This is a genomic window from Rhodomicrobium lacus (assembly GCF_003992725.1).
Classification (GTDB): domain Bacteria; phylum Pseudomonadota; class Alphaproteobacteria; order Rhizobiales; family Rhodomicrobiaceae; genus Rhodomicrobium; species Rhodomicrobium lacus.
Genome location: NZ_RZNF01000002.1, coordinates 822,607 through 844,125, shown reverse-complemented (window position 1 = coordinate 844,125; position 21,519 = coordinate 822,607). Strand labels below are relative to the sequence as shown.

The 21,519-nt window shown below is 62.2% G+C and carries 23 protein-coding genes; 12 read left to right on the top strand and 11 right to left on the bottom strand.

What is annotated here, in order from left to right; genetic code table 11:
* Window positions 1-9: 9 nt before the first annotated feature.
* Complete coding sequence (locus EK416_RS04680; protein ID WP_127076303.1) at window positions 10-507, bottom strand: hypothetical protein; 498 nt, start codon at window positions 505-507, stop codon at window positions 10-12.
* Between the two features lie 252 nt (window positions 508-759).
* Between EK416_RS04680 and msrQ the strand changes: the two genes are divergently transcribed.
* Together msrQ and EK416_RS04670 are read left to right on the top strand one after the other, a co-directional pair.
* On the top strand, window positions 760-1,398 hold the full coding sequence (gene msrQ, locus EK416_RS04675) for a protein-methionine-sulfoxide reductase heme-binding subunit MsrQ (RefSeq protein WP_127076302.1): 639 nt from the start codon (window positions 760-762) through the stop codon (window positions 1,396-1,398).
* Window positions 1,399-1,545: 147 nt separating this feature from the next.
* Window positions 1,546-2,355, top strand: coding sequence for a polyphosphate kinase 2 family protein (locus tag EK416_RS04670; RefSeq protein ID WP_127076301.1), 810 nt, complete (start codon window positions 1,546-1,548; stop codon window positions 2,353-2,355).
* A gap of 283 nt (window positions 2,356-2,638) precedes the next feature.
* Here the strand turns inward: EK416_RS04670 and infB are convergent, their stop codons facing one another.
* The 5 genes from infB to EK416_RS04645 form a co-directional block, all read right to left on the bottom strand.
* Window positions 2,639-5,542, bottom strand: coding sequence for a translation initiation factor IF-2 (infB, locus tag EK416_RS04665; protein ID WP_127076300.1), 2,904 nt, complete (start codon window positions 5,540-5,542; stop codon window positions 2,639-2,641).
* The gene (locus tag EK416_RS04660; protein ID WP_164729856.1) at window positions 5,539-6,258 is read right to left on the bottom strand and encodes an RNA-binding protein; all 720 of its coding nucleotides are present in this window, start codon (window positions 6,256-6,258) and stop codon (window positions 5,539-5,541) included. Before EK416_RS04660 ends, infB begins: the two co-directional genes overlap by 4 nt.
* Window positions 6,230-7,951 carry a transcription termination factor NusA gene (nusA, locus tag EK416_RS04655; RefSeq protein ID WP_127076298.1) on the bottom strand — a complete coding sequence of 574 codons (1,722 nt, stop codon included), beginning with the start codon at window positions 7,949-7,951 and terminating at the stop codon, window positions 6,230-6,232. Before nusA ends, EK416_RS04660 begins: the two co-directional genes overlap by 29 nt.
* On the bottom strand, window positions 7,932-8,597 hold the full coding sequence (rimP, locus tag EK416_RS04650; protein ID WP_127076297.1) for a ribosome maturation factor RimP: 666 nt from the start codon (window positions 8,595-8,597) through the stop codon (window positions 7,932-7,934). Before rimP ends, nusA begins: the two co-directional genes overlap by 20 nt.
* 247 nt (window positions 8,598-8,844) lie before the next feature.
* The gene (locus EK416_RS04645) at window positions 8,845-9,822 is read right to left on the bottom strand and encodes an NAD(P)H-quinone oxidoreductase (protein ID WP_127076296.1); all 978 of its coding nucleotides are present in this window, start codon (window positions 9,820-9,822) and stop codon (window positions 8,845-8,847) included.
* Window positions 9,823-10,088: 266 nt separating this feature from the next.
* Between EK416_RS04645 and EK416_RS04640 the strand changes: the two genes are divergently transcribed.
* Both EK416_RS04640 and EK416_RS04635 read left to right on the top strand, forming a co-directional pair.
* Window positions 10,089-10,616: a DUF1465 family protein gene (locus tag EK416_RS04640; RefSeq protein WP_127076295.1), complete on the top strand. Its 528-nt coding sequence runs from the start codon at window positions 10,089-10,091 to the stop codon at window positions 10,614-10,616.
* A gap of 49 nt (window positions 10,617-10,665) precedes the next feature.
* On the top strand, window positions 10,666-10,977 hold the full coding sequence (locus EK416_RS04635; protein WP_127076294.1) for a carboxymuconolactone decarboxylase family protein: 312 nt from the start codon (window positions 10,666-10,668) through the stop codon (window positions 10,975-10,977).
* 82 nt (window positions 10,978-11,059) lie between these two features.
* Here EK416_RS04635 and EK416_RS04630 read toward each other — a convergent pair whose 3' ends face one another.
* From EK416_RS04630 to EK416_RS04620, 3 genes are all read right to left on the bottom strand, one after another.
* Window positions 11,060-11,659: an NADPH-dependent FMN reductase gene (locus EK416_RS04630; RefSeq protein ID WP_127076293.1), complete on the bottom strand. Its 600-nt coding sequence runs from the start codon at window positions 11,657-11,659 to the stop codon at window positions 11,060-11,062.
* 224 nt (window positions 11,660-11,883) lie between these two features.
* Window positions 11,884-12,585, bottom strand: a complete 702-nt coding sequence (locus EK416_RS04625) for a GntR family transcriptional regulator (RefSeq protein WP_127076363.1) — start codon at window positions 12,583-12,585, stop codon at window positions 11,884-11,886.
* A gap of 353 nt (window positions 12,586-12,938) precedes the next feature.
* Window positions 12,939-13,496 carry a hypothetical protein gene (locus EK416_RS04620; protein ID WP_127076292.1) on the bottom strand — a complete coding sequence of 186 codons (558 nt, stop codon included), beginning with the start codon at window positions 13,494-13,496 and terminating at the stop codon, window positions 12,939-12,941.
* Window positions 13,497-13,816: 320 nt separating this feature from the next.
* On the opposite strand from EK416_RS04620, the gene lipB reads away from it, so the two are divergent.
* From lipB to EK416_RS04605, 3 genes are all read left to right on the top strand, one after another.
* Window positions 13,817-14,488, top strand: a complete 672-nt coding sequence (lipB, locus tag EK416_RS04615) for a lipoyl(octanoyl) transferase LipB (RefSeq protein ID WP_127076291.1) — start codon at window positions 13,817-13,819, stop codon at window positions 14,486-14,488.
* 82 nt (window positions 14,489-14,570) lie between these two features.
* Window positions 14,571-15,233 carry an NUDIX domain-containing protein gene (locus tag EK416_RS04610; RefSeq protein WP_164729855.1) on the top strand — a complete coding sequence of 221 codons (663 nt, stop codon included), beginning with the start codon at window positions 14,571-14,573 and terminating at the stop codon, window positions 15,231-15,233.
* 271 nt (window positions 15,234-15,504) lie between these two features.
* On the top strand, window positions 15,505-16,065 hold the full coding sequence (locus EK416_RS04605) for a type 1 glutamine amidotransferase domain-containing protein (RefSeq protein WP_127076289.1): 561 nt from the start codon (window positions 15,505-15,507) through the stop codon (window positions 16,063-16,065).
* A 229-nt stretch (window positions 16,066-16,294) separates the two neighbouring features.
* Here the strand turns inward: EK416_RS04605 and EK416_RS04600 are convergent, their stop codons facing one another.
* Window positions 16,295-16,675, bottom strand: coding sequence for a hypothetical protein (locus EK416_RS04600; RefSeq protein WP_127076288.1), 381 nt, complete (start codon window positions 16,673-16,675; stop codon window positions 16,295-16,297).
* Between the two features lie 252 nt (window positions 16,676-16,927).
* On the opposite strand from EK416_RS04600, the gene EK416_RS04595 reads away from it, so the two are divergent.
* The gene (locus EK416_RS04595; RefSeq protein WP_127076287.1) at window positions 16,928-17,182 is read left to right on the top strand and encodes a hypothetical protein; all 255 of its coding nucleotides are present in this window, start codon (window positions 16,928-16,930) and stop codon (window positions 17,180-17,182) included.
* 162 nt (window positions 17,183-17,344) lie between these two features.
* On the opposite strand, the gene EK416_RS04590 is transcribed toward EK416_RS04595, so the two are convergent.
* Window positions 17,345-17,776, bottom strand: a complete 432-nt coding sequence (locus EK416_RS04590; RefSeq protein ID WP_127076286.1) for a hypothetical protein — start codon at window positions 17,774-17,776, stop codon at window positions 17,345-17,347.
* A 232-nt stretch (window positions 17,777-18,008) separates the two neighbouring features.
* On the opposite strand from EK416_RS04590, the gene EK416_RS04585 reads away from it, so the two are divergent.
* The 4 genes from EK416_RS04585 to EK416_RS04570 all read left to right on the top strand — a co-directional run bounded on the left by EK416_RS04585 (window position 18,009) and on the right by EK416_RS04570 (window position 21,473).
* Entirely contained in the window at window positions 18,009-18,335 is a 327-nt protein-coding gene (locus EK416_RS04585; protein ID WP_127076285.1) for an FtsB family cell division protein, read from the top strand.
* A 127-nt stretch (window positions 18,336-18,462) separates the two neighbouring features.
* Window positions 18,463-19,473: a pyruvate dehydrogenase (acetyl-transferring) E1 component subunit alpha gene (pdhA, locus tag EK416_RS04580; RefSeq protein WP_127076284.1), complete on the top strand. Its 1,011-nt coding sequence runs from the start codon at window positions 18,463-18,465 to the stop codon at window positions 19,471-19,473.
* Between the two features lie 297 nt (window positions 19,474-19,770).
* Window positions 19,771-21,189, top strand: a complete 1,419-nt coding sequence (locus EK416_RS04575; RefSeq protein WP_127076283.1) for a pyruvate dehydrogenase complex E1 component subunit beta — start codon at window positions 19,771-19,773, stop codon at window positions 21,187-21,189.
* 5 nt (window positions 21,190-21,194) lie between these two features.
* Entirely contained in the window at window positions 21,195-21,473 is a 279-nt protein-coding gene (locus EK416_RS04570) for a hypothetical protein (RefSeq protein ID WP_127076282.1), read from the top strand.
* The last annotated feature ends 46 nt before the right edge of the window (window positions 21,474-21,519 follow it).

The following is a 21,519-nucleotide window of genomic DNA, read 5'->3' as shown; positions in this document are numbered from 1 at the left end:
TCTCTAATCTCAATAGCCGTAGGGGCGGTCATAGCCTCGGCGGTAGCGAGGATCGTAGTCCGGCCGACCGCGATCGGCCGCCGCGAACCGCTCCACGCTGTAGACATCCCCACGCCCGGAGATGTTGAGCAGCGAGTGAGCAACGATCTCGCCGCGCCCGTTGAAGCGCAGCAGCACATTGCCGCGCACGTAGGGCTGATTGATGCGGACGAGAACGGCCGAATTGTCCTGCTCGCGCTCGCGTGCAGAGTTGGAAAGGAAGGTCCGTCCGCGATATTCGCCGAAGACCACGGGCTCACCGTCGCGAAGACCGAAAACGGTGACCCAGACGCCGCCGCGTGGCCTTTCGGGCCGGATCTCAATGCGCACGACCAGATTGCGCTGGATTTCAACGTTATTCCATGTGCCGAGGAAGTCGGTCGGCTCACCGTAGTAGGGATTTCGGCCTTGCGCCTGAGCGCCTACCGCGCCCAGCATCAAGACCACGCATGCTACTAAAACTCTCATACTCAACGCCCTCTCAAGTGGAACTAGGGCAAGTATCGAGACTTCGCGTAAATTTTTAGTATAATTTCACGCGCTCTTAACGCCGCTCGCAGGTGGCGGCCCCGACGGTTCGGCAAAATCGCCGCACCTCGCGGCGCTGTGAACGATGCGCCGCTTCGAAAAGCCCCCCGGGCAGCCCATGTCACCGAAAAGCACGCGCGGCAAGGCGTCCCGGAACGCCATCGCGCCGATTGGCAAGCAGGGAACAGGCGCATGTCGCAGCCAGAAGCATCGCCGAGGCGCGCCGCTCAACGGGTCATCGGCGCTTTCCCCCGCTGGCCGGTCTATCTCATCGGCGCGCTGCCCGGCCTGTGGGCCTTCTGGCTCGTCCTGGGCGACAGGCTGGGCGCCGATCCGGTAAAGGCGCTCGAACATCTGCTCGGCATCTGGGCGCTGCGTTTTCTCATTGCGAGCCTTGCCGTGACGCCGCTTCGCCGCCTCGGGGGCCCGAACTTCGTCCGGTTCCGGCGGGCGCTCGGCCTGCTCGCGTTCTTCTACGCCTGTGCCCACCTCCTGACATGGATCGCACTCGACCGTGGGCCCGATATCGGTGCGATCATCGGCGATATTGTGAAACGCCCCTACATCACGCTCGGCATGGCAACCTTCGCGATCCTCGCCCCGCTTGCGTGGACCTCCAACGCGCGCTCGATCAAACGCATGGGGGGCGCGGCGTGGCAGCGCCTTCATCGCTGGGTTTACCTCGCGGCGGTTCTGGCCATCGGGCATTATCTCCTGTCGCTGAAGTCGTGGACTTTGGAGCCGCTCGCCTATGCGGCGGCGGTGGCGGCACTTCTGCTTTTTCGCGTTTTCTGGCGCTCGCGCGGGAATAAGCCTCCAAGGGCGGCTTGAGTCCGAAAATGCTCGATGAATCTGTGCCGGACTTCCGAATGGGAATAGGGTCGTTCGCCAGCACGACCGTTTGCGTCGCAAACGCGAGGGGGTGCGGATTCTTAATGGCCGTTCTGGATCATGGAGAGGCGGCAAGGAGATTTCGTCGTGAAGGCAGACAAATTCCTGGTGAGCGGGCCTCCGTCGCTTGCTTCTCTCGGCGACGGTCATCACGTCGACCAGAAGGATTACGCTCGAAAGATCGTCCCGCTGCAACACACCATGCAATCCATTCAGCAGGCGTATCTCGGCACACGCGAGCATGCCGTCATCGTGCTTGAAGGATGGGACACGGCGGGGAAGGGCGGCGTGATCCGGCGTCTCGGCTGGACGCTCGATCCGCGAAGCTTCAAGGTGCACCCCATCGCCGCGCCCTCGCCGGACGAAAAAAGGGAGCACTATCTGCAGCGCTTCTGGAGACGGCTGCCGGAGCAGGGCCAGATCGTGGTGTTCGACCGCTCCTGGTACGGTCGTCTGCTGGTGGAACGTGTCGAAGGTCTGGCGAAAAAGGCGGAGTGGAAACGAGCCTATCGCGAGATCAACGAGTTCGAACGCCTGCTCGTCGACGACGGAACGCGCATCGCCAAGGTCTTCATGCACATATCCGCCGAGGAGCAGCTCAGGCGATTCAAGGACCGGCTCACAAATCCCTTGAAGCGCTGGAAGCTCACCTACGAGGATTTCCGCAACCGCGACCATCGCGCCGACTACGAAAAGGCTATCGAGGACATGCTCGAAAAGACTTCGACGGATTATGCGCCGTGGTTCCTCGTCCCGGCGAACAACAAGAATTATGCTCGCCTTGCCGTGTTCAAGATCCTGATCGACAGGTTGGGGAAGGGCGTCGATCTGGAACCGAAGCCGCTCGACGAGAAGACGGCGGAGGCGGCGCGGGCGCTGTTCGGTTCGCTGGAATAGCGGCCGACGATCGCGAAAGGGCGCTCGAAGATCGGGCGCGCCTTTGGTGATGGCATCGAGGATGGCGGCGCGGAGCCTTCGCGGCCGTACCTGCCTCAGCGACAGCGTGTGTGCCGTCAATTGAGAAGCGCCGCCGCGGCGTGTCGGTCAGCTTTTCCGCGAGAGGCGGCGGATCTGTTACGGGACGAGCGCGCCCGCGCCCCCCAAGGTATGGAAAGCGCGCGCCCCGAAAAAAAAGCGGCGATAATCGCCGCTTTCCGATGTGCACGCCGCGATGTGAACGCTACAGGCTCCGCGTCTCGATATGGGTGCGGAAGCACTCGATCGTATCGCCGGCCTTGAGATCTTGATAGCCCTCGAAGGCCATGCCGCATTCCTGACCGACGACCACTTCCTTGACCTCGTCCTTGAAACGCTTGAGCGTGGATAGCTTGCCTTCGTGGATCACCACATGGTCGCGCACCAGACGAACGCTTGCTCCGCGCTCGACCTTGCCTTCCGTGACACGGCAACCCGCGACCTTGCCGACCTTCGAGATGTTGAACACCTCCAGGATTTCGGCATTGCCCAGGAACTCCTCGCGCGTGATCGGCGCAAGCAAACCGGACATCGCCTTCTTCACATCGTCCACGAGATCGTAGATAATGTTGTAGTAGCGGATTTCGATGCCGTCGCGTTCGGCCTGCTGCTTCGCCTGAGCGTCGGCGCGGACGTTGAAGGCGATGATGACGGCGCCGGAAGCTTCGGCAAGCGCCACGTCCGAGGATGTGATGCCGCCCACCGCCCAGTGGATGATGCGCGCCTCGACCTCGTCCGTGCCGAGCTTTTCGAGCGCGGCGTTGATCGCTTCGACCGAGCCTTGCACGTCGCCCTTGATGATGAGAAGGAATTCCTTCTTTCCACCTTTGGCGGCCTGCTTCATCATCTGTTCGAGCGAGCTTCTCGCGCCGGCGCCCACCGAGCGGACATCACGCAGCTTGCGCTGGCGGTGTTCGGTCAGTTCGCGGGCGCGCGCTTCGGTATCCACCACGGCGAGCTGATCGCCAGCTTCCGGTGCGCTGTCGAAACCGAGCACCTCGACCGGCGTCGATGGCCCTGCCGCGACAACGTTCGCGCCCTTGTCGTCGATGAGCGCACGCACGCGGCCCCACGCACGACCGGCGACGACGATCTGGCCGACCTTGAGCGTTCCGCGCTGCACGAGCACCGTTCCGACCGGGCCGCGACCGCGTTCGAGCTTGGCTTCGATGACGATGCCTTCCGCCGGGCGGTCGGGGTTGGCCGTCAGTTCGAGAACTTCGGCCTGAAGGGCGATCGCCTGAAGGAGCCTGTCGAGATTGAGCTTCTGCTTGGCCGAGACTTCCACTTCGAGCGTGTCGCCGCCCATGCTCTCCACGACGATGTCGTGGGAAAGAAGGTCGGTGCGCACACGCAGCGGATCGGCATCCGGCTTGTCGATCTTGTTGATGGCGACGATGATCGGCACACCCGCCGCCTTCGCGTGGTTGATGGCCTCGACCGTCTGCGGCATGACGCCGTCATCGGCCGCAACGACCAGCACGACGATGTCCGTCACCTTCGCACCACGAGCACGCATCGCGGTGAAGGCCGCGTGGCCCGGCGTGTCGATGAAGGTCACGGGGGCGCCGTCGGGCGTCGTCACCTGATAGGCGCCGATATGCTGCGTGATGCCGCCTGCCTCGCCGGAGACCACGTTCGCGTGGCGGATCGCGTCGAGCAGCGATGTCTTGCCGTGGTCGACGTGACCCATGATGGTAACGACAGGCGCGCGGAACTGAAGGGTATCGGGATCGTCGGTCTCGCCGATGAAGCCTTCCTCGATGTCCTCTTCGGAAACGCGCTTCACGCTGTGGCCGAATTCCTCGGCGACGAGTTCGGCCGTATCGGCATCGATCACGTCGTTGATCTTCAGCATCTGACCCTGTTTCATCAGGAACTTGATGATGTCGACCGCGCGTTCCGCCATGCGGTTCGCGAGTTCCTGGATGGTGATGGCTTCGGGCAGAATGACGGTGCGTTGAATCTTGACACGCTCCTGCCGCGCGCCGGAAGCCTGGAGCTTCTGACGTTCGCGCTGGCGTTTGAGAGAGGCGAGGCTGCGTTCACGCTGCTGATCGTCGAGCGCGTTCGAAAGCGTGAGACGCTGACGGCCGGTTCGCTCGGTTACCGCTTTCTTGACGGGTGCCGGCGCGGCGACCTTGCCGGGCAGGCCCCGCTTGGCGCGGCGATCGTCTTCCTCGCTATCCGCACCGCGGGCGCGGGCGCCGACATCTGCATCGCGGGCCCTATCGGGACGAGCGGCGACTTCCGGAATCGGAGACGCGGGCGCGGCCGCGGCGCCTCGCGGACCGCCGAAGCCGGGTCTTGCGCCGGGAGCCCCGGCGCGGGGACCGCCCTGAGGTCTGGCGTCCGGACGAGCCCCGCCCGGACGAGCTCCGTCGCGCGCGGGTCCGCCACGTGCATCGGTGCGTGCGTCGGTCGGGCGCGCATCGGGTGTGCGCGGCGCGCGCCGGTCATCCTGAGGACGGGCGACAACGCGCACGGTGTCGGGTCCGACACGGCGCGGCGGTTCCGCCGGCCGGCTTGGGCGCGCAACCGGGGGAGCCACGTGAGCGGCTTCATGCCCGGCCGGTTCTTTGGGAGCTTCCGGTTTTGCTTCAGCCGCCTCTTTTGCGCGAAGCAGAGCAGCTTCTTCCGCGGCCTTTTTGGCAAGGGCCTCTTCCTCGGCGGCGCGCTTCTTGTCTTCGATCGCGCGCAAGGCTTCTTCCTCGCGGCGGCGCGCTTCTTCGATTTCGCGCTCGCGCTTCAGGATTTCCTCGCGCTTGCGCGCCTCGACTAGCGCACGAGCGCGGGCGTCGACCTCACCGGCGGACAGCTGGCGCAGCACCTTCTGCGGCCGCTTGTCGCCACCCTGCTCGGAGCCGGGTTTCTGGAAGGCGCGATGCTCGGGCTTCTGCGGAGCGGGCTTCTGGGCTTGCTGCGGTTCTTCCGCGACGCCAGGCCCCGAACCAGGGCGTTTGCGCTTCGTCTCGACCAGAACGGATTTCGACCGGCCATGGCTGAAGTTCTGGCGGATGTGGCCCTGTTCGACCGTCCGCTTTACGTTCAGCGACATCGTCTTGCGGCCAGCCGCCGGTTTCGAGTCCGTTTCTTTCGTTTCGCTCATTCTCTATCCTGACGCAGCGAATGCGGCTTCGCCTCGCTTGCGCAATACCCGCTGAACCGATCGAGAGCTTGCAAGAATGCGGCTGTCGCCCCGCCTTCCTTAAGTCCCGCATGTATTACATTCGTGCTTCCCGTCGCCAAGCTAATTTCGGCAGATGTGAAGCAATTTTCCGGCTCGATGTGATTCGCGCCTGAATATAAGGCCTTGAACTTCCTGTCGAGCTTGTCCTTCCCGTCTGCGGCCGCGTTGTCAGCATGGAGAAGAACCACGATTTCACGCCGCTTCAGTGCGTCCTCGACCTTCTGAAACCCCGTGACCACAAGCCCGGCCTTATTACAAATCGACAAGCGTTCTAGCACAGATCGCTTAAAAAGCTGTTCAACGTCTGAAGGAAGGCTTTCGCTTACGGTAACCGGTTTGCGAAACGCCCTCTGAAACGCGCGCCGTCCAACGGCATCGGCGACGGCCTTCCGACCGGCTGTAACCCAGACACCCCGTCCCGGAAGATTTCCCTTGATATCGGGTACGACCTCATCCTCGGGAGAGACGACAAACCGCAGAAGGGAAGGCTTTTCCCTTCTCGATCGATCCATGACACAGGTTCTGACCGGAGTATGTTGCGTGTCGCCTTGCTCGCCCTCTGTTAAATGTGCCTTTTCCGCGTCAAAGTCCAGTATCGGTTCCGGATCAGAGCGCTTTTTCTTGGCTTTGGGCATGCGTGCCCCCTTCCTCGTGCGCTTCTGACTCCGCGCCTTCGTGGCTTTCCGCCTCGACGCGCTCGTCCTCATGCGCTTCCGAGGTCAAGCCATCGTCAAGGCTATCGGCCTCGACCGCTTCTTCCTCGGGCTCTTCCGGTGCCTCGATCCAGCCCGCCTTCACGCGGGCAGCGATGATAAGATGTTCGATGTCCGACTTCGACAGGTCGAAGCCCTGAAGGATGCCGGGATTCTGCTTTGTCTGACCGTGCGCGCGCTCTGTCCAGCCCGCAAGTTCGTCGGTCGCGCAGTCCGCGAGATCCTCGACCGTCTTGATATTGTTCTCGCCGAACGCGACGAGCATCGCGGTGGTGACGCCCGGCACCTCGGCCAACTCGTCATCCACGCCGAGGGCCCGGCGCTTCTCCGTGAGTTCGGCCTCCTGCCGCTCCAGAAATTCGCGAGCGCGCTCCTGGATTTCCTGCGCGGTGTTTTCGTCGAAGCCTTCGATGCTTGCGACTTCATGCGCGTCGACGAACGCCAGTTCCTCGACCGAGGTGAATCCTTCCGAGACGAGCAGCTGCGCGATCATCTCGTCAACATCGAGTGCGTTGACGAAGGCGGCGGTACGTTCGGCGAATTCCTTCTGGCGGCGTTCCGATTCTTCCGCTTCCGTCAGGATGTCGATGTCCCAGCCCGTGAGCTGAGAGGCGAGGCGCACGTTCTGGCCCTTGCGGCCGATCGCGAGGCTCAACTGCTCGTCCGGCACCACGACTTCGATGCGCTCGGATTCCTCGTCAAGCACGACCTTGGCCACTTCCGCGGGCGCGAGCGCATTCACGATGAAGGTGGCGGGGTCGCCCGACCACTGGATGATGTCGATCTTTTCACCCTGAAGCTCGTTCACGACGGCTTGCACGCGGCTGCCGCGCATGCCCACGCAGGCGCCGACCGGATCGACGCTCGTTTCCTTCGAGACGACTGCGATCTTGGCGCGGCTGCCGGGATCGCGCGCGACCGACTTGATTTCGACGATGCCGTCGTAGATTTCCGGCACTTCCTGCGCGAACAGCTTCGCCATGAATTCGGGGCGCGTGCGCGAAAGGAAGATCTGCGGACCGCGATTTTCGCGGCGCACGTCATAGACATACGCGCGCACGCGGTCGCCGAGCTTGTAGTTCTCGCGCGGCAGCGTCTCGTCGCGCCGGATGATCGCCTCGGCGCGGCCAAGGTCGATCATGACGTTGCCGTATTCGGCGCGCTTCACGATGCCACTGACGATCTCGCCCATGCGATCCTTGTATTCCTCGAACTGACGCTCGCGCTCGGCCTCGCGCACCTTCTGCACGATGACCTGCTTTGCGTTCTGCGCCGCGACGCGGCCGAAGTCGAGGGGCGGCAGTGGCTCTGCGATGAAATCACCCACCTCGGCCTCGGGGTTGCGTTTCTTCGCGTCCTTGAGGCTGATTTCGGTCGCGTCGAGCGTGACGCGTTCCACCACTTCGAGAAGGCGCGAGAGGCGGATTTCGCCGGTGCGCGGATCGATCTCGGCGCGGATCTCGTTTTCGCTGCCGTAGCGCGATTTCGCAGCCTTCTGAATCGCGTCTTCCATGGCGGAAAGCACGAGCGTGCGGTCAATCGATTTTTCGCGCGCGACCGCGTCCGCGATCTGCAACAGTTCCAGCCGGTTCGCGCTAATTCCGGATTGCGCCATCGTTCAACTCCGCGTCTTCGATCTGTTCGTCTTCAATTTCGCCGCCTTCGGCCCAGTTTTTGCCGGCGGCTTTCGCCTTTGTCAGCGAAGCGCGGATCAGTTCGTCCGTCAGCACAAGCTTCGCGTCGTGAATGAGATCCACCGGCAGGCCGATGGTTTGGGGCTCGCCCTTCGGGTTCAGTTGAACCTGAAGCAGCATTTCGCCGTTTTCGTAGCCTTCGAGGATGCCGCGGAAACGCTTGCGGCCATCGACCAGCTCCTTCAGTTCCACCTTCGTCTCGAAGCCGGCCCAGTCCTCGAAATCGGACGGGCGCACGAGGATGCGGTCGATGCCGGGCGAGGACACTTCGAGGAAGTAGCGGTCCTTGATGGGATCGTGCGCATCGAGCAGCGGCGAGATACGGCGCGAGATGTTCGCGCAGTCGTCGACATTGATCGCGCCGTCCGGCTTGTCGGCCATGATCTGGATGGTGGCGCCGTCGCGCTTCGACATCGTGACGCGCACAAGGCGAAAGCCCATGTCTTCCAGCACCGGCTCGACGAGGGCGGCAAGGTCTGCCGCCGCGCCGAATTCGCGCGTGAAGCGCTCTGTCGGAACGGAGGGTGCCGCTTGTTCGATCGGTGGCGTGTCGTTTTCGTCTGCCATGAAGTCCGGTTCGAGGCGCTATCGAGGCGCCAGATAAAGAAAAAGAGCGGACCGGCGGGCCCACTCTTCTCCAGAGTCTGATTTATTGAGCTGTGAAAAACATAGGCGAAATGGGCTTGCCGCGCAAGGCTTTTGGCCGACGCCAAGACCCGATGCGAGATATCGCGGCTGACCGATGCGTGTCGCGCAGCTCTTGCCGCGCGCGCCACCGGCTGACGAAGACCTGACTTGCGAGAAAGGGCTGAGCTTATATCGTCAGCACGATCTTGCCCATGTGCGCGTTCGTTTCCATGTGGCGGTGCGCTTCTGCTGCCTCGGCAAGCGGGAATGTCTTGTCGATCACAACACGCACCGCGCCCGACTCGATCAGCGGCCACACCTTCTCTTCGAGTGCTCGGGCGAGGTGCGCCTTGAACTCGGGGCTTCTCGGCCGCAGCGTCGAGCCGGTAAGCGTGAGGCGCTTCAGCATGATCGGCATGAGGTTCACCTCGACCTTCGCGCCCTTCAGGAACGCGATCTGCACGATGCGGCCATCCTCGGCCGCGCACCGGATATCGTCCTGAATGTACGAGCCGCCGACCATGTCGAGGATCACGTTCACGCCCTTGCCGCAGGTGAGCGTCTTTATCTCTTCGGCGAAGTTCTTCGTCCGGTAGTTGATGGCGGCCTCCGCGCCGAGGCTTTCGCAATAAGCGCATTTCTCGTCGCTGCCGGCGGTGGCGAAAACCCGCGCACCGAAATGGTTTGCAAGCTGGATCGCCGTCGACCCTATGCCGCTCGATCCGCCATGCACGAGGAAGCACTCGCCCGCCTTCAGCGCGCCGCGCTCGAACACATTGTGCCACACCGTCATGAAGGTTTCAGGGAGACACGCCGCTTCCTCAACGGAAAGCCCCTTCGGTACGCGAAGACACGAGCCTTCTTGCGCGATCGCGAATTCCGCATAGCCGCCGCCGGATGTCAGCGCGGCAACCGCGTCGCCCGCCTTCCACCTTGTTACGCCCGCGCCGACCGCCGCAATCCTGCCCGAAACTTCGAGGCCGGGGATGTTCGATGCGCCGGGCGGCGGCGGATAAAGCCCTTGCCGCTGCAGCACGTCCGGGCGGTTTACGCCCGCAGCGGCCACCTCGATGAGCACCTCGTCCGCCTTCGGCTCGGGGGTGGGCGCATCCACGAGCGACAATGCGTCCGGGCCGCCGGGTTCGCGAATTAAGACCGTTTTCATGAATTTTCCTCCGGCTTCGCCGTTCCAGATGCGGATCTTTACTCCAACTTAAGACGCAGGCGTTAGGCTTCTTCCAATGTAAAGCTGGGTCGACCCTGAAACACCTCCACAAACTTTTCGAGAGCCGCCATGATGCGGCTCTTTTTTTTGGGCTAGGTCCGCTGAGGCTTGGCCGTGCATTCACCTTTTGAAAGGCTGTTGCGGCTATGCTGGCGTAAGGTGAGGGTTCCGATCCGGGCGGGTCGGAAGTGGTGCGTAGGGACTCCATGAAAAGCTCCGGCGTTTTGAATGAATTACCAAAAGCGGCGCTGCTGTCGTTCGGGGATCGGTTCACGACATCCCCGCAGTTCGCCAGGCTCTATCGCGAGGGGATGGACCTCGTTGAGCGCACGGCGGAATATCTCGACGGGCAGGGCAGGGCGGAATCCAAGACCCTGACGCCGCCGGCGAGCTTCGCCTATTCCTCCGAGAGCATCCGGCTCACCACGCGCCTCACGCAGCTCGCGTCGTGGCTTCTCGTGCGCCGCGCCATCGCTGCGGGTGAAATCACCGCCGCCGAGGCGCACAATCACCGCCACCGGGTGACGCTGTCGCCGCAGGGCACTACATTGCCCGAGGGCTTCGACGCCCTTCCGGAGACGTTCCGTTTTCTCATCGCGGAAAGTCATCGCCTGCATGACCGCATCATGCGCCTCGAACGCATCTTCTCGGATGGTGCCGTGGCCGCGAACGAGACGGTGTCGCCGGTCGACGGCCATATCGAGAAAATCAGGCTCGCCTTCCCGGCGGCCTGATATTTTTTTTCATTCGTGATAGGTCATTCCCCGAAAGCAGGGGAGAGCCATGACCATTTCGAAAGCGTTCAAAGCCTTTCTGGACGAAGCGCCGGAGCACGCGAAGGCGTGGATGGGGGCCGTTCATGCGCTCGACGGCGCAAGCGCCCTCGACAGGAAAACCGAAGAACTTGCCTATCTCGCGGTGCTCGCCGCCGCAAGGCTCACTTCCGGCATCCCGTTTCATGTCAAGGCCGCCAAGGCGGAAGGCGCGAGCCGCGAGGAGGTTATAAGCGCGGTGCTTGTCGGGCTTCCCGCCGTCGGCAATACGGTGATCGAGGCTTTGCCGGTCGCCCTTGCGGCTTATGACGGCGAGGGTTAGGCTCTCCGTCCGGGCGGCGCGGGAGCCGCCGCGCGGACGGCACTCCGCGCTGCTTGTCCCGCTTTGCGTGTGCGAACCGGCGTCAAGCCTGAGGCGCAGGGTCCCCAGCGGCGACAGCTCGCCCTTTCGCCGAGTGCTGCCCGACCCAGCGCGCGAAGGCTTCCATGAACCCGTGCAGGAATTTTCGCGTACCGTCGTTCGCGATATTCCCGTTTTCGTCGAACAGCTTGTTCGCGCCGCCGATATAGGCTTCGGGCTGCTGCATGGCCGGGACGTTCAAAAACACAAGAGACTGGCGCAGGTGATGGTTCGCCCCGAAACCGCCGATGCCCCCGGGCGAGGCGCTCACCACCGCAGCGGGCTTGCCTTCCCAGACGCTCTGTCCATACGGCCGTGACCCGACATCGAGCGCGTTTTTCAACACGCCGGGCACTGAGCGATTGTATTCGGGGGTTACGAACAGAACGGCGTCGAGCGGCTTCACCTTCTCGCGGAATGCCTTCCACGCGGCGGGCGGATCGGTGTCGCCATCCTCGTTATAATGGGGGAGGGCGGCGATATCGACGAACTCGAACTTGAAGTCGGATGGCGCAAGTTCCACAAGCGCCTTGGCAAGCTTGCGATTGAGCGAGTCCTTGCGCAGGCTTCCGACAAAAACGCCGACTGTATAAGTTTCGGTCATGGGGCGCGCTTTCTCTTTCAGAAACGGCAATGCCGCCGTTCCTGATAACGCCCCAGGCGCCTTTCCGTTCACGGCAAACTCCCACGCCGCCGCGACAACGGGCGCTTTCGCTGAAGCGTTTCGCCTCCATGAATCGTAAAATCGCTCCAACTCTTAAGATTATTGGGCAATTCCAGACGGGTGAACCGGTTCCACTTTGTCCGGGATTGCTCCAGCTGTCCGCGCTACTCCGCGAACACGCCGTGCTTTTCCACATAGGCGGCGAGGTCCAGCGTGTACTCACGCACCAGCCTTTCGGCCTTGTCGCCGTCTCTCTGACTGATCGCCTCGACAATTTCCTTGTAAAGGGCGACGACGTGGCCCGGCCGCTCTTCGTGCGTGACGCAGATCGTCCTGATGGCCCGTATATGTGCGAAAAGGTTTTCAGTCGTCTTCCGGATCAACTCGCAGCCGCCAAGAGCGATAATCTTCCGATGAAAGTCGAGGTTCGCCTGCGAAAACGGGTTCAGAAGTTCCGACGACGTTTCGTTGCTGAATTTCTCGAAGCGCTCGGAAAGCTTCTTGATTTGCTCTTCGGTGGCCTTCTGTGCGGCGAGGCGGGCAGCGATGCTTTCGAGGGCGGCGGCGACCACGATCATATCGCAGATCTCGCGCCTCGATTTGCGGACCACATAGATGCCACGGCGGGGCACAGCCCGTACGAAACCTTCCTGTTCAAGGAGCGTAAGCGCTTCGCGAATGGGTGTCCGGCTTACGCCGAGTTTTTGGGAGAGCTGCCTCTCGTCCAGACGGATCGGCTCGATCTGGCCGTAAATGTCCATCTGCGTTATGGCGAGCCTAAGGGCGTCGTATGCCAATGTTCTCAAGCTCGTCCCGGCTTCGATGGGGACAATCTTCAGTTCCGGCTGATGGGCCGATGGTGCCACCACAAATGCTCCCTTGTAATCGTGCTTGACAGGCAGAAGTATCCTGATCAAGCGGGGCTCGCGCCTTCGGAAAAACTGTCGTGCCCCTTTGGCGAACCTGTTGGTATGACGTAAAAAATAACGCGGCAAAAAGCCGTGCTGTATAAAAAGATCGTATCATCGCGGTCTTGGACGGGAGTTGACATAAATCATAAACCAGATGCATGGCTGGTAATTTTGCGCGTCTAACGGCGTGCAAATTGTAATTATTTGTGAAAGGTTCGGTGTCGCGCACAAAGGAACGTGCGCTTTCGTTTATCGCGGATCGCGACGAAAGCGCACGGGTCGGAAGGCGGCATTTTGGCAGAGCGAGCCTAGCGGATCGGCGGGCGTTTCTCGTTCTTCGCCACGCGAATTCCAGCGCCGGCGGTTTCGCTTTCACACATGTAGGCGCCTTTCCTGGTCTTCCCGTATGTCCGTGAACCGGGGAAATGATACACCTTCGAATCGGTGTTGGCCCATACCACCATCTCGCGCGGACAATGCGCCTTGGCCTCCGCTTCTGTCGGGAACTGGCCTTCGACGTCGAGAACCTGCGGTCCCCGGTTGAAGACGCGCCTGCTTTTCGTTGTGGAGGGTGTGTCCGGCGTTGTCGGCGCGGCGGAACGTCTTTGCGGTGCGGCAGCAGCCGGGGGAGGCGCGACGGCGGCAGGCGGGGTAACGTCCAGCGGCGCGGGCTTCGCGGACGCGGTCTGCGCGCGGCATTCCGTCATGAATTCGGTTTTCTTCTTGCCGGTTGCCTGGAGGGCGTCCTTGTTCGCGCGCCATTCGGTCTCGCAGGCCCGGATCGTCTTTGCCTCTGCCGGCACGGCGGGCGCGAGGCTGGCGGCTACGACCGATGCGGCGCCCAGTAGGAAAAGTGTTTTACGCATGACACGCTCTCTGGTTTCGGTTCGATGGTGAACGACGCCGTCCATGAGACGGCCAACCTTTGAGCGAAAGATTAAGAGAACCGAGCGAACCCTCTCCCATTGGCCGATGCGCGGCGCTGGATTAGTCGAAAGCCTTGATGCGATGTTACCGCAAAACAGGAGCTTTTTCGGGAGTTCCGGGGTTCTCGTCGGCTGCGGGGCTTTTGAGGGGCGGACGCGGGACAACGCCCCAAGCCCCGCAGCAACGCGAGACAGTTGCAGTATGGCGTGGAGGGGTTACCCTTCAGTAAAGGTGTTCGGTCGCAGGGAGAAAAAATCACGTGAATGAAGCTGTCGCCGCCTTCGCGAACAGGCTCATCGCAAATCGTGACAGGCTCGGCGATCTGGCGGGCGTCGAGTGGCGAACGAGCCCGGACCTTGTGCCTTATGAGGCGGCGGTTTCCGCGATGGAAGATCGCGCGGCCGCGATCTTTGCGGGCGCTGCGCCGGAACTCGTGTGGTTCCTCGAACATCCGCCGCTTTACACGGCGGGCACGAGTGCAAAGGCGGGCGATCTTCTGGACGCGGCGCGCTTCCCGGTTTACGCGGCGGGGCGCGGCGGACAATATACCTATCACGGACCGGGGCAACTCGTCGTCTACGTGCTCCTCGACCTCAACCGTCGCGGTCGCGACGTGCGCCGCCATGTTCGCCGCCTTGAAGAATGGGTGATTGCCGCGCTCACGGATTACGGTGTGACGGGGGCGGCGCGCGACGACAGGCCGGGCGTATGGGTGCGCGACGGCGCGCGCGAGGAAAAGATCGCGGCCATCGGCGTTCGCGTCCGCCGCTGGGTGACGTTTCACGGTACGGCGATCAACGTCAGCCCCGATCTCTCTCATTTCGCGGGCATCGTGCCGTGCGGGATCGAAGATGCGGGCGTGACCTCGCTCGAACGGCTTGGCGCGCTGAATGGACACGCAGGCGCGCCCGCGGCCTCGCCCGCGTCCTGACACGATCGCGGCACACTCGAAGCCCGGTCGCCGTCGAAGTTTTCGTGTTTGCCTTGTCGATATTCAAAGGGAGCAGCGCGCAATGCCTGAGCAGGCAAAGCCCTCGCGGGTGACGATTTCCGAGCACAGCCGCGTGCTCGACCTGTTTTTCAAGGTCGACCACTACGTGGTGTCCCATGAGCGCTTCGACGGCGAAATGAGCAAGCCTCGGTCGACCCTCGTTTTCGAGCGCGGCGATGCGGTGGGCGCGCTCCTCTACAATCCGGAGCGGCGAAAGATCGTCGCGGTGCGTCAGTTTCGCCTGCCGGTGCATCTGCGCGAGCCGGGGCGCGGCTGGATGGTGGAAGCCGTCGCGGGCATGCTCCACGTGGGCGAGGGCGGCGAAATCGAGACGCCTGATGAATGCGTCATGCGAGAGACGCGGGAAGAAACCGGCTATCAGCTCACGCGGTTGACGCCTGTCGGCAAATATTACTCTTCGCCCGGCGGCAGCACGGAAATCATCCATCTTTATTATGCCGAGGTCCGCGAGGTCGACCAGACCGAGAAGGGCGGCGGCAATGCGGACGAGGGAGAAGACATCGAGATCGTCGAGTTCGACATCGATGAGTTTTTCGACAGGCTCGTCGCGGGCGAATTCGAGGATCCGAAGCTCATCATTGCCGGACAATGGCTGATGGCTCGGCGCGGCAATCTCGCCGGTGCGGCTGGATCAGCGCGCCTTTCCGATTCCGCTCGACCGTAAGCTCCCCGAGTTTCCAATCGGCGAGCTGAAGCGCGTTGTCGCGTTTCTTGCGCCGAAGATAGTTGGACGCTGGCAGCTTCCCGGGCTGAGCCGTCGCTGTCTCGCCCGAAAGCCCCTGAAGCCAGGCGTTTGCCAGGAACTGCCAGCCCGCCCGACCGTTCGCCCTTCAACAAGCGCGGTGCGATGCGCAATGGGGTTCATGTGAGGCGACGCTGCCAAACCGGCGGCACGCCGTCATCACGCCCCCCGCGCGATGGAAAAGGAGGACAAGATGGCCGACATTCAGGGTAAAAGGATTGCGATACTCGCAACGAACGGCTTCGAGCAGTCCGAGCTTGAAGTTCCGCAAAAGAAGCTTGGCGAAGCCGGCGCAACGGTCGAGGTGGTTTCGCCTGAGACCGGCGAAATACGGGGCTGGATCGGCAAGGACTGGGGCAACCCGGTCAAGGTGGATCGAGCGCTGGCCGACGCTCACGCGAGCGACTACGACGCGATCGTGCTTCCGGGCGGGCAGATCAATCCCGATCTGCTTCGCGGCAATCCGCAGGCGCTGTCCTTCATCAAGGATTTCTACTCCGAGGGCAAGACGGTGGCCGCCATTTGCCATGCGCCGTGGCTTCTGATCGAGACCGGCATCCTGAAGGGCAAGCGCGCGACAGGATACAAGACGATACGCACCGATATCGCCAACGCGGGCGCCGAATTCGTCGACGAGGCGGTCGTGACGGACAATGGCGTGATCACCAGCCGGCAGCCGTCCGACCTCGACGCGTTTTCCGCGAAGATCATCGAAGAGGTGCGCGAAGGCAGGCACGATCGCCGCGCCGCCTAGTGGAGCGAATTTCACATTTGAGTCCCGGTGGCTGCGCGCTCTCGCTTAAATGTCAAATTCAAAAGCTCCACGAGAATCATGATGTTGCTAGTGGTCCTTTCGATTCCGGCATTTGCTCGCAAGCGTGCTGCAAACGGATGCAAATGTCGGAATCGGACCACTAGATCGGCTTTGGCGGCAATTAAGGGTGAATTGAGGGTCAGTCAGGGCGTCTTTCCAGCGCCTCGTTTTAACCGAGCCGTGCGCGTCCGCTCTTGCCGTCGTCGCGGCGCCAATGGACTTCGGTGGGCGAGACGCGCTTCATGGTGAAACAGTGAGTTTCGCCCGACATCCAGCGGTTCCAGCGAATGCAAAGCTTGCTGTCGGCAACCCACCATCGGCCGCTATCCTTCGTGGTGGTCTCACCATCGAGAAGTGCAAGTTCCGTGCGGCCGCTCACCTGACCGTTAGCGGCATAGCGGATCGGCACCTCACCCATCGGAGTACTGATATAGACGGTCTTTCCAGCAACGGCGCTGTGAAGAGCCTGACCGATAAGCGCTTCTTCACCAGCGTCGGCAGCTGCGAACGGCAGGGCGGCGAGGAGAATGGGCAAGGCAAATCGCTTCATCGGGTTTCGGCCTCCACTTATCGTGACTGACGTGTATTAACATTCGTTAACGCAAAAATCAGGCACATCTGGGCAAAATTGTGGAAGGACGACAGAAAGTTACAATTGTTCGAAGGAACAACAAAATTGCGCACAATGATTGAGGTTCCGGCCCTCGTGGCAAATATCAACGACGTTGCTTGTATGGAACTGATAGGCCGTTTATGAAAAGGACTATAGGGGAGTTGAGGGTCATAGAGGGAGGCGGAAACCGTGTTCGCGGATTTCCTGAATGAAGATCAGATCAAGGCGCTTGAAGCGGCGATCCGAATGGCGCGCTCCAAGCACGGAATGCATCGCGTGCCAATGAGCGGCGGAGAAGCATACGCCTATCAAGTGAACTCGGAAATTTTCTGGCACGTGGAGGGGGTGGATCGCTCCAACATGGCAAAGGGCATCGTCCCGCTCGTTCGCCCGGCCGAGTGCAACGTGATCCCCCTTCAACGGCGCGCCTCGGCGCAGCCCTGATCCCCGCCTCATTTCCCGTCTGCCGCAGAGGTCTCGATCTCGCCTCGACGCGGGTGACCGGTCGCGGTCGATTTCGTGCAAACGCTCGCCAACAGCGGTTTCCGCAGACGGGTCAAGCCGCCGACCTGCACTTGGCGGCCTGCCGTCGATGCATCGGATTGTTCAGACGGCGCCCAGGATTTCCTTCACGACGAGGCAGCGGCGCGGATTGTTTTGTCCGAGGTAGAAGCCGAAATCGCCCTTGTAATACGTGCTGCTGGTGACACTCTGGAAATCCGACTCCCTGGCTTCCGAGCAGGGCTTTTCAGAGACGCCGAGCTTGATCGACTCGATTGTGACGCCAGCGCAGGAAGCCGGGGTAGCGAGCGCGAAGGTGCCGCCATTGGTCAGCTTCAGCGTGCATTTTTCGGCGGGGATGGCCACGGCCTTGACGCCCGGGGCGAGTTGAGGTTGAGCGGTGGAAACGCCGATTGTGGCTGCAGCGGGCGCCGACGCGACATGCGCCCTCTTCTGTTCCTGCGCCTTGAACCAGATTCCCAACACAAGAAGACCGGCAATCAGGAATGCCAATTTCCGCGAAGTGCTGTCAGACATGTCCATTTCTTCCTTCGGAAGGGCTCGCCGAGGGCGGAGCGCCCATAAAATTTCACTTAAAGTTTCAGCGTTAAGTTTCCCCTAACTTTGACGACTAAGCGTTTATATTTTAACAAAGATTAGGCGTCCTTGCTGCGGCCGGGCGACGCACCGGCAATTCGCCTCCGCCACAGCGTTAACGGTTTCGTATTTGCCGCTCGTTCATAGTCTCCGTCCGGAAGATGGAGGGACCATGACACAGGGGCGAAACGGGCGGCTTTTGCGGCAGTTCGGCTTGCTGGCCGTCTTCCTGGCGTTGATTGCCTATGTCGCGGCGGATGCCGTTCGCGGCCCACATGGCCTGATCGCCAACGAACTCCTGCGCGCCAAGATCGCAGATCTCAACAAGGATCTCGCGGCATTGAAACGGGAGCGCGCCAGACTCGAAAGGGACGCCGACCTTCTCGGCCCCAAAGCTTCCACGCACTCCGATCTTCTCGACGAGCAGGCCCGCGCCCTTCTGGATCTTGCCCGACCTGCCGACATTGTGATCGTAAACGCCGAAAAAACCCCCCGGTAACCTTCGCTTGTGCGAGATAACCGGGTGGCGCGCGCCTCGCAAAACCCTTATTAAAAAGGGGACGGCGGTAGAAAATGCCGCAGGCCCGGCGCAGTGCCCGCGCAATTTCCCGAGACGAGGCGCATCCATGTTCGACGACCTTCCCAACGGTACATCGCCAAAAGCCAATCCGCCGGAATTGTCACGCGAAGAAGAGTTGCACGCCTATCGCGAGATGCTCCTTATTCGGCGCTTCGAGGAGAAGGCGGGACAACTCTACGGCATGGGCCAGATAGGCGGCTTCTGCCATCTCTATATCGGGCAGGAAGCCGTCGTTGTCGGCATGCAGATGACCGTCCGCGAAGGCGATCAGGTCATCACCGCTTATCGCGACCATGGCCATATGCTCGTCTGCGGCATGGACCCGAAAGGCGTGATGGCGGAGCTGACGGGGCGACGCGGCGGTTATTCCCGTGGCAAGGGCGGCTCGATGCACATGTTTTCGGTCGAGAAGAATTTCTTCGGCGGCCACGGCATCGTCGGCGCGCAGGTGCCGCTCGGCACCGGACTCGCCTTCGCGAACAAATATCGTGGCAACGGGAATGTCTCGCTCACCTATTACGGGGATGGCGCCGCAAACCAGGGGCAGGTCTACGAAGCCTTCAACATGGCCGAGCTTTGGAAGCTGCCCGTCGTCTATATCGTCGAGAACAACAAGTACGGAATGGGCACGAGCATCAACCGTGCCTCGGCGTTGACGAACCTGTCGCAACGCGGCGCGAGCTTCAACATCCCCGGCAGGCAGGTCGACGGCATGGACGTGCGCGCCGTCAAGGATGCGGGCGAGGAGGCCGTCGACTGGGCGCGCTCAGGCAAGGGGCCGTTCATCCTCGAAATGCTGACCTACCGCTATCGCGGCCATTCCATGTCGGACCCGGCGAAGTATCGCTCGAAGGAAGAGGTCGACAAGATGCGCCACGAACACGACCCCATCGAGATGGTTCGGCAGCGATTGCTTGCCAGCGGGCGAGCCACTGAAGACGATTTGAAAGCGATCGACAAGACAGTCCGTGGGGTTGTGAACGAGGCCGCCGAATTCGCGCAAAGCGATCCCGAACCCGACGCCGCCGAGCTTTATACGGATGTGTTGAGAGCATGAGATACTGATCGGCCTCGGGGAAAAAGGGTTGCCCGAATGGAAAAACAATCATTGTGAGCGCTTACGTCTTTTCTCTCTTCAGACTGCTATAGAGGATCAGGGGCGGCAACAGCCGCACCTTCGAGGCGCTCGCGGCGGGTCTGAAAGGCGATACGCCGTTTACCCGGAATAAGAATGAGGCGGGGCGGATTGCTCCGAGAGACAGAAACGAGGCTTGGCGCATGACGACGGAAGCGGATCGGATCATCCATGGAAGGCGTCATGTGCGGCCTGCAATGACGACGAAGGCGCTCTGAGATGGCGACACAAGTATTGATGCCTGCCCTTTCTCCGACCATGGAAGAAGGAAAGCTTGCGCGCTGGGTCAAGGCCGAGGGCGACGAGGTGCGCTCCGGCGACGTGATCGCGGAGATCGAGACCGACAAGGCCACGATGGAAGTCGAGGCGGTGGATGAAGGCAAGATCGGCAAGATCCTCGTTCCCGCAGGCACCGAGGGCGTGAAGGTCAATACGCCTATCGCCTTGATCGTAGCCGATGGCGAGGATGCGGGCGCCGTGCCGAATGGTGGGGCGAAGGCAAACGGCTCTCAGGCTCCCCACGGCGCTGCGGCCGCGACCGGCGGTGGGGAAGCGGCGCGGGCCCCCGTGGACGTGCGTGTGAAGGATCAGCCGCGCGAGACCGTCGCGCCTGCCGCGTATGACGCCGCGTCCGAAATTCCCGAGAGCGCGGAACTCGTGCAGATCACCATGCGCGAGGCGCTCCGCGACGCCATGGCCGAGGAAATGCGCCGCGACGGCGACGTGTTCGTCATGGGCGAGGAGGTGGCCGAATATCAGGGTGCGTACAAGATCACGCAAGGGCTTCTCGACGAGTTCGGTGCGCGCCGCGTGGTGGATACCCCGATCACGGAAGCGGGCTTCGCGGGGCTTGGCGTCGGCGCGGCCTTCGCGGGCCTGCGACCCATCGTCGAGTTCATGACGTTCAACTTCGCGATGCAGGCCATCGACCACATCATCAATTCGGCAGCCAAGACGCATTACATGTCCGGCGGGCAGATCGATTGTCCCATCGTATTCCGTGGGCCGAACGGGGCGGCCGCGCGCGTCGGCGCGCAGCACAGCCAGGAATATTCCGCGTGGTACGCGCATGTGCCGGGCCTGAAGGTGATCGCGCCGTCCACGCCAGCCGATGCGAAGGGCCTGCTCAAGGCCGCGATCCGCGATCCGAACCCGGTGGTTTTCCTCGAAAACGAAATCCTTTACGGCATCGCCGGGCCCGTGCCCAAGGGTGACGATTGGCTCGTGCCCATCGGCAAGGCGAAGATCGCGCGCCCCGGCAAGGACGTCACCATCGTCTCATGGTCGCGCGGCATGGCCTACGCGCTCGACGCGGCGAAGCAGCTCGAAGCCGAGGGTATCGACGCCGAGGTGATCGATCTTCGCACGCTTCGCCCGCTCGACATCGAAACGGTGCTGGCATCCGTCCGCAAGACGAACCGCATCGTGACCGTGGAAGAAGCCTGGCCCGTCTGCTCCGTCGGTTCCGAGATCGTGGCGCAGGTCGTGGCGAGGGCGTTCGATTATCTCGATGCGCCGCCGACCAAGGTTTCCGGCGAGGATGTGCCGATGCCCTACGCCGCCAACCTCGAAAAGCTTGCACTGCCCAACGCCGACAAGGTTGTCGAGGCGGTGAAGGCCGTCTGCTACAAGGGCTGACGCGGATGCGGAAGCGGTCCCCATGGACACGATATGGCGATGGCCACGCGGCGGATTTCGAGGCTGCGGGCACGGATTATTTCGTGATCGTGACGGACGCCTATCTCAACACGCGCTATCGCATGCCCGCCGACAGACCGGTGGATCGCAAGACCCTCATCGAAGACATCGACGACGAGATCGAGGCCATCGCAGCGGCGAAGCTCGCCCGCGGCGAGGCGACCCAGCCCATGGGACGCCGCGCGGCGCAGATCGTGATCGACGCGGGCGATGCTGCTTCTTAGGTTTCTGAAACTGTTCTTCGCGGGCACGTCCGCTGCCCCGCGCTTC